Here is a 2,140-nt window from a genome sequence, read left to right as displayed (position 1 = left end):
TTGGTGATCCACATCTTGGTGCCGTTGAGCACCCAGTCGCCGCCGTCGCGGCGGGCCCGGGTGAGCATGCCGGCCGGGTCCGAGCCGAAGTCCGGTTCGGTCAGCCCGAAACAGCCGATCGCCTCGCCGGCGGCCATCCGGGGCAGCCATTCGCGCTTCTGCTCCTCGGAGCCGAACCGCCAGATGGCGTACATGGCCAGCGAGCCCTGCACCGAGACCAGGGACCGCAGGCCCGAGTCGCCCGCCTCCAGCTCGAAACAGGCGAGGCCGTACGCGACGGACGAGGTGCCGGCGCAGCCGTAGCCCTCCAGGTGCATCCCGAGCACGCCCAGCTCACCGAGTTCCCGGGCCAGTTCCCGCACCGGCAGCCGGCCCGCCTCGTACCAGCCGGCGACCTCGGGCCGGATCCGCCGGTCCACGAAGCCGCGCACGGCGGTCTGGAGTTCCCGGGTGTCGTCGTCGACGAGCGTGTCCACACCGAAGTAGTCGAGGGCGGACGCGGGGACGGTCAGTGTCACGTACGGGTTCCTTCCAGGTGGGCGAGGACGCCGCGGGCCACGGCGACGGCCATCGCGTCGAGCGCGTCGGTGGTCATCGCCGCCATGTGCGGGGTGGCGAGGACACGGGGGTGGCGCAGCATCGGGTCGTCGGCGGCGGGTGGTTCCGGCGCGAACACGTCGACCGCGTAGCCGCGCAGCCGGCCGGCGTCGAGCGCGGCGAGCACCGCCGCGCCGTCCACCACCCCGGCCCGCGCGGTGTTGACGAGCAGCGCGTGCGGCCGCATCCGGGCCAGCGCGGCGGCGCCGATCAGGCCGGTGGTCTGCGGCGTCTGGGGCACGTGCAGGCTGACCACGTCCGATTCGGCGAGCAGCCGGTCCAGGTCGACCAGGTGTACGCCGTCCGGCGGCTCGGTGACCGCCACGTCGTACCCGAGGACCGTCATGCCCATCCCGCGGGCGCGGGCGGCGACGCCCCGGCCGATCGCGCCGAGGCCGACGAGTCCCAGCGTGCGGCCGGTGAGCATGGTGCCGGTCAGTCCGGCGGCGACGACCGAGCCGGGCAGTGACCGGCCGGGCGGGAATCCGCCGGAGGCCAGCGTCGCCACGGCGGGGGTGAGCTGCCGGGCGAGCGCGAGCGCGGCCAGCACGACGAACTCGGCCACCGACTCGGCGTTGGCGCCGGGCGTGCCGACCACCGGGACGCCGAGCCGTTGCGCGGCGGCCAGGTCGATGCCGTCCAGCCCGGCGCCGTGCCGGCCGACGACCTTGAGCCGGGGCGCGGCCTCCAGCATCGCGGCGGTCACCGGCGAGGAGCGCACCACGAGCGCGTCGGCGGTGGCGAGCGGCCCGGCGGCGAGCGCGGCGGGGTCGGTGAGGTGGGCGACGCGTACCTCACCGGCGGCGTGCAGCAGCCGCATCCCGGCCTCGGCGATGGGCTCGGTGAGCAGGATCTGAGGGGACATTGCCGTCCTTACCAGCCGGTGTAGCAGGTCACCGGCACGCTGTAGAAGTCGCGGGCGTAGCCGCCCTGCTCGCGGGGGCCGTGGTTGGAGGCCCCGGTGCCGCCGAACGGCAGGTGCAGTTCGGTGCCGGCGGTGGGCAGGTTGACGGTGACGATGCCGGCGCGGGCGTCGCGCTTGAACCGTTCGGCGGCGGACAGGGAGGTGGTGACGATCCCGGCGGACAGCCCGTAGTCGGTGTCGTTGGCCAGCTCGATCGCCTCGTCGAGGTCGTCGGCGCGGATCACGCAGGACACCGGGCCGAAGATCTCCTCCCGGGCCACCCGCATGTCGTTGTGCGCGCCGACGAGCAGGGTGGGCCGCATGAACTGCCCGTCGTGCGTGCCGCCGGCCGCCACCGCCGCGCCCTCGTCGCGTCCGATCCGGACGTAGTCGAGGTTCTGGTCGAGCTGGCCGGTGCTGACCACCGGGCCGAGCTGGCTGTCCGGGTCGAGCGGGTCACCGACGCGCAGCGCCCGCGTCGCCTCGGCCAGCGCCGCGACGAACCGGTCGTGGATGCCGGCCGTCACGATCAGCCGGCTGGAGGCGGTGCAGCGCTGGCCGGTGCTGAAGAAGCTGCCGTCCAGCGCGCAGCGCACCGCCACGTCCAGGTCGGCGTCGTCGCAGACCACGAGCGGGTTC

General features: G+C 74.7%; 3 protein-coding genes. All 3 read right to left on the bottom strand.

The window, feature by feature from the left end:
• Positions 1 to 518: acyl-CoA dehydrogenase family protein (locus tag KBX39_RS29615; RefSeq protein ID WP_210873687.1), on the bottom strand; the 518-nt coding region annotated here is incomplete at its 3' end.
• Entirely contained in the window at positions 515 to 1,462 is a 948-nt protein-coding gene (locus KBX39_RS29610) for a hydroxyacid dehydrogenase (RefSeq protein ID WP_210873686.1), read from the bottom strand. The genes KBX39_RS29610 and KBX39_RS29615, both read right to left, overlap by 4 nt.
• Before the next feature lie 8 nt (positions 1,463 to 1,470).
• Positions 1,471 to 2,140: aldehyde dehydrogenase family protein (locus tag KBX39_RS29605; RefSeq protein ID WP_210873685.1), on the bottom strand; the 670-nt coding region annotated here is incomplete at its 5' end.

This window comes from Micromonospora sp. D75, assembly GCF_018070405.1.
Taxonomy (GTDB): domain Bacteria; phylum Actinomycetota; class Actinomycetes; order Mycobacteriales; family Micromonosporaceae; genus Micromonospora; species Micromonospora chalcea.
This window is presented reverse-complemented; position numbering and strand designations above follow the sequence as displayed.

Bases quoted from the DNA above. Each gene is read 5' to 3' on its own strand.
- KBX39_RS29610 (WP_210873686.1), bottom strand. From the start codon at position 1,462: ATGTCCCCTCAGATCCTGCTCACCGAGCCCATCGCCGAGGCCGGGATG.